Origin of the sequence: Streptomyces sp. 6N223 (genome assembly GCF_052246635.1) — a bacterium.
Classification (GTDB): domain Bacteria; phylum Actinomycetota; class Actinomycetes; order Streptomycetales; family Streptomycetaceae; genus Streptomyces.
Genome location: NZ_JBQQCA010000056.1, coordinates 30,827 through 46,635, shown reverse-complemented (window position 1 = coordinate 46,635; position 15,809 = coordinate 30,827). Strand labels below are relative to the sequence as shown.

General features: G+C 73.4%; 2 protein-coding genes. Both read left to right on the top strand.

The genetic code is table 11. The features are described from left to right. Positions 1-3,905 (top strand): beta-ketoacyl synthase N-terminal-like domain-containing protein (locus tag ACTWQH_RS26880; RefSeq protein WP_443289346.1); only part of this gene is annotated, 3,905 nt, incomplete at its 5' end. A gap of 3 nt (positions 3,906-3,908) precedes the next feature. Further along, positions 3,909-15,806 (top strand): SDR family NAD(P)-dependent oxidoreductase, encoded by an 11,898-nt coding sequence (locus tag ACTWQH_RS26875; RefSeq protein WP_443289345.1) that lies wholly within the window; start codon positions 3,909-3,911, stop codon positions 15,804-15,806. Positions 15,807-15,809 lie beyond the last annotated feature (3 nt).

Sequence of the window (15,809 nt, the reverse complement as noted above, 5' to 3'; positions counted from 1 at the left end):
GGGCGCTGACCGAGCTGGCCGACCACCTGGACGCGCAGGCAGACGCCCTGTCCTCGGTCAGCCACACCCTCATGTCCGGGCGGCACCACTTCGACCACCGCTGCGCGCTCATCGTCCACGACCACCAAGACGCCGTCCGCCTCCTGCGCAACGCCGCCCAGGGCGAAACACCGCTGAAGGTCCACCGAGGCACCGTAGCCCGCGACTTCACCCCCAACGCCGCCATGGCCGAGGTCGTACAGGAGCTGGTGGACAAGGCCGCCGACCCCGCCCGCTACCAGGACGTTCTGGCCGCGCTGGCCGACTTCTACTGCCAGGGTTACAGCCCGAAGCTCCACGAGCTGTTCGCCGAGCGGCCCGCGCTCGTCGCCCTGCCGACCTACCCCTTCGAGCCGGAGACGTACTGGGCGCCGGAGCCTCCCGATGCCACGACGACCCGGGAGAAGACCGGGACCAGGCGGCTCCACCCGCTGGTGCACGAGAACACCTCGGACATGACCTGCCAGCGCTTCACCTCCCTGCTGGACGGCGTTCTCACGGTCGGTGCCCAGCTTGAGATGGCGCGGGCCGCCGTGCGCCTGAGCACGGGGGACGACGACCGGATCGTCGAGCTGCGGGACGTGGCCTGCCTGGAGACGATCGACCTCGGCGGGCAGGAGAAGCCGGTGCCGGTGCACGTCGTCCTCTTCCCGGGGGAGGGCGAGGCGATCGAGTGGGCCGTCCAGACCGACGAGGGCGTGTGCACCACCGGCCGCGCGCTGCGCGCCTGCGCGACGGGCGGCGTCGAGCGGATCGACCTCGCGGAGGTGGACGAGAACGGGCTGCTGCGGCTTGAGCCCGCGTCGAACGCCGAGGGAGATGGCCTGGCCCTGGTACCCAGCCAGGTGAACGCCTGCCTCGGCACCATGTCAGGGGGCGAGAGCCTGGCCGCGATCTGCACGGTCCGCTTCCACGGTTCGGGTCCGGCGGCGTGGGCGGCGGTCGAACCCGCGCCCGCCGCCTCGGCCATCAGGCTCTACGGCGAGGACGGAACGCTCCTGACCGAGCTCGTCGGCATCGCCTTCGAGGAGAGCGAGGCGGCCACCGTTGCTGAGGTGGTGGTGGCTGCTGCGGGTCCGGGTCGCCGGGCGGTGATGGCGGGTTGGTCGGTGGGGCAGTGCCTGGAGTGGGAGTTGAAGGATGCCGTGAGCGGGCTCCTGAAGCTCCCGGCCGACAAGCTCGACGAGTCGGCGAATCTCCAGGACTACGGGTTCGACTCGATCAGTCTGGTCGAGTTCGCGGGTGTGCTGGTCGAGCGGCTCGGGGTGGACCTCACCCCGGATGTGTTCTTCAGCTTCCCCACCCTCGCCGGGCTCGCGGGCCACCTGCTCGACGCCCACGGCGAGACGGTGGAGGCGTTCTACCGCGACCGCGAGGGCGGGCACGCCGCCGCCACCCCCACCCCGGGGCGGCGGCCCGCGCCCGAACTCCGCCGCCGCGTGGCGCGCCGGAGCACCCCGGCTCCGGCTCCGGCTCCGGCCCCGGGGGCGGCTGGTCCCATCGCGATCGTCGGGATGAGTGGGCGTTTCCCGGGTGCGCGGTCGGTGGACGAGCTGTGGTCGGTCCTGGCCGAGGGCCGGTGTGTGGTGGGGGAGATGCCGCGTGAGCGGCGGGAGTGGTGGTCGCCGGAGGCCCAGGCCGTCGGCGTTGAGCGCCGCATCGGTGCGATCCCGGGCGCGGCGGAGTTCGATCCGCAGTTCTTCGAGATCTCGCCACGCGAGGCCGAGGTCATGGACCCCAGGCAGCGCCTCCTCCTTGAGGAGATGTGGCGGGCTCTGGAAGACGCCGGGTACGGCGAACGAACCGTGGCAGGCGAGAAGGTCGGCGTCTTCGTCGGCGTCGAGGAGGGCGACTACCGCCTCCTCGTCGGCAACGAAGGCAGCGTCACGTCCAACACCAACTCGATCCTCGCCTCTCGGCTGGCGTATTTCCTGAATCTGGCTGGTCCGAGCATGGCGATCAACACCTCGTGCTCGTCGGGGCTGGTGGCGTTGCATGAGGCGTGTCTGAGCCTGCGTTACGGCGACTGCGACACCGCGATCGTCGCCGGGGCCAACATCCTCACGGACCCGCGCAGCTACGACGCCATGGCCGAGGCCGGGATGCTCTCGCAGGACGGCACGACGTACGCCTTCGACCGGCGGGCCAACGGCATGGTGCCGGGTGAGGCGGTGGCCGTGCTGGTACTGAAGAAGCAGCACGCCGCCGAGCGGGACGGGCACCGCGTCCACGCCAGCATCCTGGGCAGCGGCGTGAACTACGACGGCCGCACCAACGGCATCACCGCCCCCAGCGGCAAGGCCCAGGCCCGGCTGCTGACGGAGGTGTATGAGCGGGCGGAGGTCGTCCCCGACACGCTCGACTACATCGTCACGCACGGCACCGGCACCCGCCTGGGCGATCCGATCGAGATCAACGCGCTGGTGGACGCCGTCCGGACCGAGACGGACCGGACGGGCTTCTGCGCGCTGACCTCCACCAAGCCGAACGTCGGCCACACCCAGGCCGCGTCGGGTCTGGTGGGGGTGATCGGGCTGGCGTTGGCGATGCGGCATGAGGTGATCCCGCCGAGCATCCACTGCGAGGAGCTGAGCGACTACATCCGCTGGGAGGACAGCCCGTTCTTCGTCAACCGCGAGCCCCGCCCCTGGCCCCACACCCGGGACGGGCGCCCGCGGCGCGGCGGGGTCAGCTCCTTCGGGTTCTCCGGCACCAACGCCCACGTCATCCTCCAAGCCCACGGCACGGCACGCGAGGACCGGGCGGCGCTGGAGGCTCAGCCCGCCGCGCCCACGTACCTGCTGCCGGTGTCGGCGAAGACGGCCGAGGCGTTGGGGCGGGCCCTGGCCGGGCTGGCCGACCACCTGGAGGCGCAGGCCGACGCCGGGGCGGGCTACCTGGCCTCGGTGAGCCACACCCTCATGTCCGGGCGGCACCACTTCGCTCACCGCTGCGCGCTCGTCGTCCGCGACCGCGACGACGCCGTACGCCTCCTGCGCCAGGCCGCGCAGGGCGAGACGCCGCTGATGGTCTACCGGGGCACCGTAGCCCGCGACTTCGCCCCCAACGCCGCCGTGACCGGCTTCATCCGCGACCTGGTCGACGAGGCGCCGGGCGCCCGGCGGGACCACGGGCGTCACCGGGAGATCCTCCAGGCGCTGGCCGACTTCTACTGCCAGGGCCACGCGGTGCCGTTCCACGAGCTGTTCGAGCAGGCCCCGACGCTGATCAGCCTGCCCACCTACCCCTTCGCGGCGAGGCACCTGTGGATCGGCGGGCACCGCGCCCACACCGCCGAGGCGGCGGCTCCGACGGTGGCACCGGCGGAGACGGACGAGGTGATCACCCTGCGCCCGGTCGCGGAGATGGCCGCGCGGATGGCCAACGACGCGGCGGTGCCGGAGCGCACGGCCCGGCGGATCACCCTCCTCCCGCTGCCCGCGTCCGCGTCCGAGCCCGCGTCCGAGCCGCTGCCCGAGCCCGAGCCGGTTGCCGCTGCGTCGTCTGTGGAGTTGCTTGGTGAGTTGCGGGCGAGCCTTGCCCGGGAGTTGTTTGTCGAGGTGGATGAGGTTGATGTTGAGGCGAGTTTTACGGAGTTGGGGTTGGATTCGATTGTTGGTGTGGAGTGGGTTCGTGCGGTGAATAGGCGGTTTGGTACGTCGGTGGGTACGACGAGGATTTATCAGTATCCGAATCTGTTGCTCTTCGCCGAGTACCTGGCCGGTGAAATCCCCACAGCCCCCGACCCAGCGCCGGCCCCGGACCCCACGGACGGCCTCGACCGGCTGCTGTCCCAGGTCTACGACGGCGACATCGACGTGTTGCAGGCCACGGCCGCCCTGGCCGCGCAGGCGAAGGAGGCCTGACGCATGACTGTCCAAGAGATCCTCACCGCCCTCCGCGAGAAGCGAGTGACGCCCGAGGAGGCCCGCAGACTCCTACGGGACCTCAAGCAGCGGGCGCCCGTCGTGGCCGTCCCCGACCCGGCGCCCGAGGAGCCGCCGTCGTCCCCGATCGCGGTCGTGGGCATGTCGGGCCGGTACGCCACCGCCACCAACCTCGGCGAGTACTGGCAGATGCTCGACGAGGGCCGCAGCGGCGTTCGCGAGATCCCGCGTTCCCGCTGGGACATGGACCGCTACTACGATCCCTCCGTCGGCAAGGAAGGCAGCATCTACTGCCGCTGGATGGGGCTGCTGGACGACGCCGACTGCTTCGACTCCCACTTCTTCGAGATCTCCCCCTCCGAGGCGGAGATGATGGACCCGCAGCACCGGATCTTCCTTGAGGAGGCGTACCGCGCCTTCGAGGACGCCGGGTACACCCGCCAGAGCCTGGACGGCGGCAACTGCGGCGTCTACCTGGGGATGTCGAACGGCGGCTACCAGACCCTCGTTCACGCCCAGGGCGCCGAGCGGCCCAGCGTGACCAGCGCCAGCGACGCCATCGCCGCCGGGCGGCTGGCGTACTACCTCAACCTCAAGGGCCCCGCCCTGACGATCGACACGGCCTGCTCGTCCTCGCTCGTCGGCGTCCACCTCGCCGTCCAGGCGCTGCGGGGGGGCGAGATCGACATGGCCCTGGCGGGCGGCGTCTCCCTCTACCTCACGCCCGAGGGGTACATGCACATGTGCGCGGCGGGCATGCTGTCGCCCGACGGGCGGTGCAAGACCTTCGACAACGGCGCCGACGGCTTCGTCGCGGGCGAGGGCGCCGGCGCCGTGGTGCTCAAGCGGCTGGCGGACGCCGAGCGCGACCGCGACCACATCTACGGCCTGATCTCCGCCAGCGGCATCAACCAGGACGGCAAGACCAACGGCATCACCGCGCCGAACCTCGGCAGCCAGATCGAGCTGGTCAAGGCGGCGTACGAGCGGTACGGCATCGACCCGGAGACCATCAGCTACGCCGAGCTGCACGGCACCGGCACCAAGCTCGGCGACCCCATCGAGCTGGAGGCGCTGGCCGCCGCCTTCCGCACCTGGACCGACCGGCGCGGCTTCTGCGCGATCGCCTCGGTGAAGTCCAACGTCGGCCACATGTCGGCGGCGGCGGGCGTCGCCGGGCTGCACAAGGTGCTGCTGTCGATGCGGCACCGCACCCTCGCGCCGACGCTGCACGTCCGGACGCCGAACGAGCACTTCGACTTCGCGCGTTCGCCCTTCTACATCAACACCGAGTCGCGGCCCTGGGAGTGGCCGGCGGACGGCGGGCCGCGGCGCGCCTGCCTCAGCTCGTTCGGCTTCAGCGGGACCAACGCCCACGTCGTGATCGACGAGTACGTTCCGGCCGCCCGGCACAAGGGATCCCGCACGGACCGCGAACGCGCCTTCCTGCTGTCGGCGAAGACCGAGCCGCAGCTCGGGGAGCGGGCGCGGCAGCTGGCGGCGTACCTCGCCCGCCACGCGGACGAGGTGGACCCGGACGACGTGGCCTACACGCTGCGGCACGGCCGCGAGGCCATGCGCGCGCGGCTGGCGATCGTGGCGCGGGACCTCGGCGGGCTCGCCGAGGCGCTGGGGCGGCACGACGGGCCCGGCGTTCACCGTGGCACGGCCCCGGCGGGGCGCCCCAAGGGCCGGCCGCAGCGGGCCGCTTCGCTGGACGAGGCGGCGCGGCTGTGGGCCGAGGGGACCCCCGTCGCCTGGCCGGACGGGGACGACGGGGACGACGGGGACGACGGGGGCGACGCGGTCGAGCCGGGGCGGCGGATCCCGCTGCCGGCGTACCCCTTCGAGAGGCGGCGCCACTGGTACCCGGCGGACGACGCGGCGCCCGCCGCGACCGCGACCGCGCCGCTTCACCCGCTGGTGCATCAGAACGTCTCGGACTTCACCCGCCAGAGGTTCCGCTCGGTCTTCACGGGTGAGGAGTTCTTCCTCGCCGACCACCGCGTGGACGGCGGCGCGGTGCTGCCCGGCGCCGCCGTCGTGGAGATGGCCCGCGCGGCGGGCGAGCTGTCGGCGAGCCGGGCCGTCACCGAGATCAGCGACGTGGTCTGGTCCCGGCCCATCGCCCACCAGGGCGCCGCCACCACCGTCGAGATCAGCCTCCTCCCCGCCGGCGACGCGGCGGCCGACTTCGAGGCCGGGGTCGATGGAACGCCCTGCGCCAGCGGCAGGATCGGCTTCAACCCCGTGGCGGCCCCCCGACCGCTGGACCTCCCCGCCATCCGCGAGCGCTGCGCGACCCCGGTGGACACCGCGACGCTCTACCCGGACGGCGCCGCCGTCCAGTACGGTCCGGCGTTCCGCACCGTGCGCGAGCTGCACCACTCCGCCACCGCCACGGAGGCCCTGGCGGCGCTCCGACTCGACACGGTGGACGAGGCGTACGCCCTGCACCCCGCCCTCCTCGACGGCGCCTGGCAGGCGGTCGCTCCCTTCCTTGCGCAGCTTGCGGAGCTTGCGGAGCCTTCGGGGCTGCACCTGCCGTTCGCCGTGGACCGCGTCCGCTGCTTCGCCGCGCTGCCCGCCACGGCGTACGCCCACGTCCGCGCGACCGGCTCCGGTCCGGCCGGGCGCACCTTCGACGTGACGATCACCGACGCCGACGGCGCCGTCGCCGTCGAGATCACCGGCTTCACCCTGAAGGCCGCCGCCGCCGAGCAGCCCGTCTTTCTCACCCGGCGCTGGGAGGAGGCGTCCGCCCCGGCTCCAGCCCTCGCAGCCGGCGCCCCGGCCCGGACGCTGCTGCTCTTCGCCGACGACGGCCCGCTCGGCAGCGGCGTACGCCGGGCCTGCGCCGACGGGCAGCTCATCGAGGCCGCCGAGGGAACGGCGTACGCGGCCAGCGGCACGCGCTTCACGCTCCGGCCGGACGCCGAGGACGACTACGCGCGGATGCTGGCGGAGCTGCGCGGCCGCGATCTGCTCCCCGAGCGGCTCGTTCTCGTGGCCTCCACCCCGGACGAGCGCGCCCTGTACGCCGTGCACGCCCTCGCGCGCGCCCTCGCGGGCAGCAAGCCGCGCCGCCCCATGGAGCTGCTGTACGTGTACGCCATGACCGGGCCGCCGCACCACGCCATGGGGGGATACCTGCGCTGCCTGGCCAAGGAGGACCCGCATTTGGTCGCCCGGACCGTGGGGTTGACCATCCCGCAGGACGCCGCCGACCGGCTCCGCCACGAGCTGGGGCAGCCGCAGCCGCAGCCGCAGCCGCAGTCGCCGCAGCCGGCCGAGGTGCTGTGGGACGGCGACACCCGCAAGGTGCTCACCACCGCCGATGTCACCGAGGCGGTGGTGGCCGCTCGGCCCGCGCCCGTCTTCCGCACCGGCGGCGTTTACCTCATCACCGGCGGCCTCGGCGGCCTCGGCCTCGTCGTCGCCCGCCATCTCCTCGCCACCTACCAGGCCCGCCTCGTCCTGACCGGCCGCCGCGAGCCTGACGACGACGCCCTGCGCGAGCGGCTCGCCCAGCTCGGGCCCGAGGCGCTGTACATCCCGGCCGACGTCTCCCGCCGCGCCGACGTCTCCGCCCTCATCGCGCGCGCCAAGGAGCGCTTCGGCCGCATCGACGGCGTCATCCACTCGGCCGGGACGCTCCGCGACGCCCTCGTCCGCAACACCACCGCCGACGACCTCGCGACCGTCCTCGCCGCCAAGGTCGCGGGCACCCAGCACCTCGACGAGGCGCTGCGCGACGAGCCGCTGGACTGCTTCGTCCTCTTCTCCTCGATGTCGGCCGTGCTCGGCAACGCCGGGCAGAGCGGCTACTGCTTCGCCAACGCCTACCAGGACGGCTTCGCCCGCGCGCGCGAGCGGTTGCGGCGCGAGGGGCGGCGTTCGGGCCGGACGCTGTCCGTCGGCTGGCCGTTGTGGACCGAGGGCGGCATGACGATCGAGGCGGAGGCGGCGGGGCAGCTCCGGCAGCGGCTGGGCGTCGCGGGCCTGGGCGCCGAGGAGGGGTGCCGGGCGCTGGAGGACGCGCTGCGGCTCGCGGAGCACCTGGGGGAGCCGCACCTGATCTACGCCAGCGGGGACGCCGCCGCGATCCGCCGCGCCTTCGGCGTGACGGCGGACGGCGAGGCCCAGCCCCAGCCCCAGCCCCAGTCGGGGGCCGCGCCCGTGCGGGTGGCGGCCGCCTCCGACGGCGCGCTGCGCAGCCGCATGACGGCGTACCTCCGGCAGGTCATCAGCGAACGCACCAAGAGCGACGCCGGAAAGCTCGACGCCCGCGACCCCTTCGAGGTCTTCGGCATCGACTCGATCCTCATGATGAGCCTGACCCGGCGCATGGAGGAGGACTTCGGGGAGCTGCCCAAGACCCTGTTCTTCGAGTACGCCACCATCGAGGAGCTGGTCGACCACTTCCTCACCCAGCGCGAGGCCGACGTGCGCCGCCTCTTCGGCTCCCCGGCACCGCAGAAGGCACCGCAGAAGGCATCGACCCGCTCCCGCTTCACCACGGCGGCGCCCGCTCCCGCCCCCGCCCCCCGTGCGAGCGGCGGCAGCCGCGACATCGCCATCGTCGGCATCAGCGGGCGATACCCCGACGCCGACGACCTCGACGAGTTCTGGGCCAACCTCAAGGCCGGCGCCGACAGCATCCGCGAGGTCCCCGCCGACCGCTGGGACCATGACCGCTTCTTCGACCCGGACGGCGACACCCCGGGCACGGCGTACGCCAAGTGGGGCGGCTTCCTGCGCGGCGTCGACCGCTTCGACCCGCTGTTCTTCACCATCTCCCCCGGCGAGGCCGACTTCCTCGACCCGCAGGCGCGCCTCTTCCTCCAGACCGCCTGGCACGCCGTCGAGGACGCCGGATACACCCGCGCCGCGCTCGCCGGCCAGACCGTCGGCGTCTACGTCGGCGTCATGTACGGGATGTACGAGCTGTTCTACGCCGAGATGAAGGGCGAACCGGTCCCCGTGCCGTCGTCCTTCGCCGCGATCGCCAACCGCGTGTCGTACGCCATGGACCTGACGGGCCCCTCCATCGCGGTCGACACCATGTGCTCGTCGTCCCTGACCACCGTCCACCTGGGGTGCGAGAGCATCCGCCGGGGCGAGTCGGACGTCGTCATCGCGGGCGGCGTCAACCTCACCCTGCACCCCCACAAGATGATCCTGCTCAGCCAGGGCAAGTTCGCCTCCACGGACGGGCGCTGCCGCAGCTTCGGGGAGGGCGGCGACGGCTACGTCCCCGGCGAGGGCGTCGGCGCCGTCGTGCTGAAGTCCCTGGACCGCGCCATCGCCGACGGCGACCACATCCACGCCGTCATCAAGGGCAGCGCGGTCAACGCCGGCGGCCGGACCTCAGGCTTCACCGTCCCCAACCCGGCCGCCCAGGCCGAGCTGATCGGGGCCGGACTCGCCGACGCGGGCGTCGATCCGCGCACCATCTCCTACCTGGAGGCCCACGGCACCGGCACCTCCCTCGGCGACCCGATCGAGATCAACGCCCTGACCAAGGCGTTCCGTGAGACGACCTCGGACACCGGGTTCTGCGCGATCGGGTCGGTGAAGTCGAACATCGGCCACCTGGAGTCGGCGGCCGGGATCGCGGCCCTGACCAAGGTGGTCCTCCAGATGCGGCACGGGCAGCTCGTGCCCTCGCTGCACTCGCGCACCCTCAACCCGTACATCGACTTCGCGGGCAGCCCGTTCGTGGTGCAGCAGGAGCTGGCCGAGTGGCGGCGGCCCGCCGGGCACCCGCGCCGGGCCGGGATCAGCGCGTTCGGCGCCGGCGGATCCAACGCCCACCTGGTGGTCGAGGAGTACGTGCCGGACGAGCGGCCCTCGCACAGCACCGGGCAGCCGCAGCTGTACGTCTTCTCGGCCCGCGACGAGGACCGCCTGCGCGCGGTCGTCTCCCGCTTCCTCTCCGCCGCCCCGGCCCTGGACCCGGACCCGGACCCGGATCCGGACTCCGTCCTCGCCCGGCTGCGTGGCGGGCTCGCCGCCCATCTCGGCGTGCCGGTGCCCGACATCGAGCCCGGCCTCGCCCTCATCGAGTACGGCCTGGACCGGATCGGCTGCCAGGCGTTCCGCGAGTGGTGCGGCGCGGAGTTCGGCGTCGACGCCGCGCCGCTCGCCGAGGTGAACGAGCTGCACAGCCTCGCCCAGTGGGCCGCCCACGTTCCCGCCACCGCCCCCGCGCCGGCGGCGCCCTTCGGCGGCGCGGACCCCGCCGCCATCGCGTACACCCTCCAGGTCGGCCGCGAGGCCATGGACCAGCGCCTGGCCGTCGTCGCCGACGACCTCGGCGAGCTGGTCACCCTGCTGGCCGGCTACCTCGACGGCGGCCCGGACGCCGCCTCACCGCAGGTCTTCACCGGCAACTGCCGCGCCGCGAAGCAGCAGTCCAGGTCGCTGATCGCCCTGATCGCCGACTCCGACCTGACCTCCGGCCTGCTGCGCGACCGCGAGCTGTCCCGGGCCGCCGAGCTGTGGGTCGAGGGCATCGCCATGGACTGGCCCCTGCTGTACGGCGAGCGGCCCCCGCGCCGGGTGCCGCTGCCCGGCTACCCGTTCGCCGAGGAACGCTGCTGGGTCAGCGGCATGCTGGAGATCCGGCCCGGCGCGACGGACGCACTCCACCCCCTGCTGCACCGCAACAGCTCCACCATCGAGGGCCTGCGCTTCTCCACCACCCTCACCGGCGGCGAGTTCTTCCTGCGCGACCACCGCGTCAACGGCCAGAGACTGCTGCCCGCCGTGGCGTACCTGGAGATGGCCCTGGCCGCCGTGCGCGAGGCCCTGCCGGAGCCGATGCGCGACAGCGCCGGGCTGCGGCTGAGCGACGTCGTGTGGCTGCGCCCGTTCGCGGTGGCCGGGGACGCCCGCGTCCTGCACATCACCCTCACCCCGGACCCCGCCGGGCACGTGGGCTTCCGCATCCACAGCGAGGCGGACCACTGCCGGGGCAGCGTGCACGTGAACCAGGCGGCCGTGCCCGAGAACGCCGTCGACCTGGACGCTCTGCGCGCCGCCTGCTCGCGCCAGCGGCTCGACGGCTCCTGGTACTACCGGGCGTTCGCCGAGATGGGCATCGACTACGGCCCGGCCCAGCAGGCCATCGAGACCGTCCACCGGGGCGAGGACGAGGTGCTGGTCGAGCTACGCCTCCCCCAGGCCGCCGGCCCCGCCGCCGACTTCGGCCGCTACGCCCTCCACCCCGCCCTGCTCGACGCGGCGTTGCAGGCCACGCTCGCCCTCGCCCTGCCCGACGCGGAGCTGTCTCACGGCATCAGCGCCTCGCCCACCTCGCCCACCTCGGCCGAGCTGCCCTTCGCCGTCCACGAGGCCCGGATCACCGGCACGCTGGAGCCGACGATGTGGGCCCACCTGCGCGCCTCCTCATCGAGTGGCGGCGGCCTGAAGAGGATCGACATCACCCTGTGCGACGGCGCCGGCCGTGTCGTGGTCCGCCTGGACCAGGTGGCGTTCAAGACCTACGCCTTCGACGCCGGCGACGGCCACGACTCCTCCGAGAGCGAGCCGGAACGCCTCCTCCTCGCCCCCCGCTGGCAGGAGCGCCCGCTCCCGACGGACCAGCACCCCGCCCCCGCGCCCGCCCCCGCGCCCTTCGACCGGTGGATCGTGCTGGTCTGCGACCCGGCCGACGGCGTCCTGCCCGAGCTGGCCCGGCAGCTCCCCGAGGCCGACTGCCGCGCCCTCCACAGCGGGGCGACGCACACCGGAGCCCGCTTCCGCGACCACGCCCTCGCACTCCTCCACCAGACCCAGGCGATCCTGGAGGAGAACCGCAAGCGCCGCGTCCTCCTCCAGGTCGTGGCCCCCGGCGCGGGCCTGGGCGGCTTCCTCCAGACCCTCCACGCCGAACACCCTGCCGTCTGCTGCCAGCTCATCCAGACAGAGGACCCCGACGGACGGCAGCCCGCCCTCCTCCTCGCCGGACGCCTCCGCGAGGAGCGCGCCACCCCCGTCGACCAGGTGATCCGCTACGCGGCGGGCGCCCGCCGCACCGTCCGCGAGTGGGCCGAGCTGCCTGCGCCGCCAATGCCGCAGCCGCAGGGCTCCCCGCGCCGGCTCTGGCGCGACGACGGCGTCTACCTCATCACCGGCGGCGCCAGCGGCCTCGGCCTGCTCATGGCGAAGGAGATCGCCCGCGACACCACAGGCGCCCGGCTCATCCTCACCGGCCGCTCCGCCCCGAGCCCGCGGACCGCCGCGCTCCTGGGCGAGTTCGGGCGGGCCGAGTACGCCCAGGCCGACGTCACGGACGCGGCGGCCGTGCGCGAGCTGGTCGCGCGCGTCGAGCGCGAGCACGGCGGCGTACACGGCGTTCTGCACTGCGCCGGCGTGGTCCGGGACCGGCTCATCACGGGCAAGACGGCGGAGGACGCCCTCACCGTCCTCGGCCCGAAGACGGTCGGCCTGGTCACCCTCGACGAGGCCACGGCCCACCTGCCGCTGGAGTTCTTCCTGGTCTTCTCCTCCCTTGCGGGCGCGGCGGGCAACGTCGGCCAGGCCGACTACGCCGCCGGGAACGCCTTCATGGACCACTACGCCGTCCACCGCGCCGGACTCGTCGCCCGCGGCGAGCGCCACGGCCACACCCTGTCCATCAACTGGCAGCTCTGGCAGGACGGCGGCATGGGCATCAGCGCCGAACAGGCCCGCAGGGCCGCCGACTCCGCCGGTCTCGCCCTGCTGGACAGGGCCACCGGCCTCAGCATGCTCGACGCCTGCGTCGCGACCGGCGAGAGCCACGTCCTCGCCCTCGCCGGCAACGCCGCGAAGCTGCGGGCGTACCTGCGCGCCCAGACCCGCAACACGCTGCCGGAGCCCCGGCCCGAGGACGCCGACCCGGCCGAACGCCTCACCACCGCGCTCAAGGCCATCGTCGCCGACGAGATCCGCCTCGCCCCCGACCGCATCGACGCGCACGTCCCCTGGGAGGACTACGGCATCGACTCGGTGCTCATCATCAACCTGACGCAGCGCCTGGAGCAGCACTTCGGCCCCCTCCCGAAGACGCTGTTCTTCGAGAACCAGACCCTGGGCGAACTGGCCCGGGCGCTTGCGGCGACGTACCCGGAACCCTCCGCCCCACCCAAGGACCCGCAGGTCCGCGACGGGGGTCCGGGGGGCGGAGCCCCCTGGAACGTGGGGGCCTGGAGGGCCACGCCCCCCCGTTCGGGAAGGGGCGCGGCGGGGGACATCGCGATCGTCGGCCTCGCGGGACGCTACCCGCAGGCCGACGACATGGCGGCCTTCTGGACCAACCTCCGCAACGGCACCGACTCCGTCACCGAGATCCCCCGCGACCGCTGGGACCTCACCCCCTACTCCGGCGAGACCTACGCCCGCTGGGGCGGCTTCCTGAACGACGCCGCCTCCTTCGACCCCCTCTTCTTCAACATCTCGCCCAGCGAGGCCGAGATCATGGACCCGCAGGAGCGCGTCTTCCTGGAGTGCGTCCACCACGCCCTGGAGGACGCCGGCTACACCCGCGCCGCCCTCGCCGACCGGAGCGTCGGGGTCTACGTCGGCGTGATGTACGAGGAGTACCAGCTCTACGCCGCCCAGGAGCAGCTCCGCGGCGAGATGATCACCCTCAACGGCAGCGCCGCCTCGATCGCCAACCGCGTCTCCTACCACTACGGCTTCCACGGGCCGAGCCTGGCCGTGGACACCATGTGCTCCTCCTCCCTCGTCGCCATCCACCTGGCCTGCCAGAGCCTGCGCGCGGGCGAGTGCGAGACGGCGGTCGCCGGGGGCGTCAACCTCTCCCTCCACCCCAACAAGTTCCTGATGCTGGGCAAGAACCACTTCGCCTCCACGCGCGGCCGGTGCGAGTCCTTCGGCGCGCACGGCGACGGCTACACCCCCGGCGAAGGCGTCGGCGCCGTGCTGCTGAAGCCGCTGGCGGCGGCCGAGGCCGACGGCGACCACATCTACGGCGTCATCAAGGGCACCGCCGTCACCCACGACGGGAAGACGAACGGCTACACCGTCCCCAACCCCCACGCCCAGACGGCGGCGATCCGCCGCGCGATCGACTCGTCCGGCGTCGACCCCCGCTCCATCAGCTACATCGAGGCCCACGGCACCGGCACCCGCCTCGGCGATCCGATCGAGGTCTCCAGCCTCACCAGGGCGTTCGGCGACAGCGCGCCCGAGCGGTGCTACCTCGGCTCGGTGAAGTCGAACATCGGGCACTGCGAGAGCGCCGCCGGGATCGCCGGGGTCAGCAAGGTGCTGCTCCAGATGCGGCACGGAGAGATCGTGCCCTCGCTCCACTCCGCCGAGCCGAACCCGGAGATCGACTTCGCGGCGACGCCGTTCACGGTGCCGCAGCGGGTCACTGCCTGGGAAGGCCCGCGCATCGCGGGCATCTCCGGCTTCGGCGCGGGCGGCACCAACGCCCACGTCATCGTCGCCGCGTACGAGCCGGCCGCCGCCTCCGACGCGGCCGAGGGGCCGTTCGCGGTTCCCCTCTCCGCGCGCCGCGAGGACCAGCTGCGCGGCGTTGCCGAACGCCTGCTGGGCTGGCTGCGCGAGCGCACCCTGGGCAGCGCCGAGCTGGCGGACGTGGCGTACACCCTCCAGGTGGGGCGCGAGTCCTACGAGGAACGCCTCGGCTTCCTCGTCTCCTCGCAGGCCGAACTGGAGGCGGGCCTGGCCGACTTCCTGGCCGGGCGGCCCGTGGCGTACCGGGGCCGGGGCCGGGGCCAGAGCGCCGGACCGCCCGCCGTCGTGCGCGGCGACCACGGCGGCGATCACGGTGCAGCGCTTGAGGCGTGGGCGAGCGGCCGGACCATCGACTGGCCGGCGGCGCTCCCGCAGCCCGCCGGGCGCCGGGCCCGGCTCAGCCTGCCCACCTACCCGTTCGCCCGGCAGCGCCACTGGCTGCCCTCCCCCCAGGCGGCCACCCCCCTCCCCACGGCGCCCGCGCCCCGCCTCCACCCCCTCCTCCACGAGAACCGTTCGTCCTTCTTCGAGCAGCGCTTCACCGCGACCCTCACCGGCCAGGAGCCCTTCCTCGCCGGGCACCTCGTCGGCGGCCGGAAGGTGCTGCCGGGGTCGGCGACGCTGGAGATGGCCCGCCTGGCGGGGGCGTTCAGCCTGGAACACGAGGTCCGTTCCATCCGGGACGTGCTGTGGCAGCACCCGATCGAGGTCGCCGACGAGCCCGTCGACGTCACGGTGCGGCTCTTCCCGGAGGACAGCTCCGTGCTGGTGCGGGTCTCCCTCGACGCGCAGGAGCGGGTCTGCATGGAGGCCCGTCTCGACCTGGAGACCGGCGATCCGCGTGACCTCGACGCCCTCGGTGACCTCGGCGTCCTCGACCTCGCCGGGATCACCGCCCGCTGCGACCTGAAGATGACGGGCGAGGCCGGTTACGCCGCCATGGCCGCCGTCGGCCTGGACAACGGGCCCGCGTTCCAGGTGATCGAGGAGGTCCGCTTCCGCGCGGACGAGGCGCTGGCCCACCTGATGCTGCCCACTACTACGGCTACTACGGCTACTACGGCTACCACCGCTACCACCGCTCCTACTGATCGGCACCCGGGCGACGTGCTGCACCCCGCCCTGATCAACGGCGCCTTCCAGGCGGTCATCGCCGTCATGGGGCCGGGCGGCGACGGCGTGGACCGGCTGTTCCTGCCGTTCTCGGTCGGCGCCATCGAGATCCGCGAGCCGCTGCCCGACGCCTGCGTCGCGCACATCCGCCGCCGCGCGGGCGGGGGCGCCGTCGCCGTCCAGCGCTTCGACATCACCCTGACCGACCAAGCAGGCAAGGCGCTCGTCGTCGTCAACGACTACGCCCTGAGGACCCTGAGGACTGGGAACTGACTG